Genomic DNA, 428 nt, shown 5'->3' on the forward strand with positions numbered 1-428 from the left:
GCATGAGAAACTCGGAGAGTTTCGATAGTGCCGACCCGTTGTTCCGCTGGAGTCGCAATTCGCAACTCGCACCTTCGGTGCTCATGCTCCGGCCCTTCGGCCCATCGCACAGCGAAGGCCTGCGGCCTTCTCGAATTCCAGACGTTCCGTCCGTCGTTACTCGCACCTTCGGTGCTCGCACCGTGGCGCTTCCAGCCAGTCGCGTTTCGGAACGTCATACTAATGAACCGTCGCACGTTCCGACAGTTTCACTCCGAACAGTTGCATCCTGCGGACAGTCGTTTCAATCGGAACATTGCATGCCGCGTGTACGGCTTTCGAGGGGCTATCGCCGAGAGGGGGGTGGGGACAGGTAAGGTCTGTAGCCTGACCTTCATATTGCTGTCGAGCCCCGTAAGCTTTCCCGCCTTGATTCCCACTCGCCAGCA

It is taken from the genome of Methanoculleus sp. UBA208, assembly GCF_002498065.1.
Taxonomy (GTDB): domain Archaea; phylum Halobacteriota; class Methanomicrobia; order Methanomicrobiales; family Methanoculleaceae; genus Methanoculleus.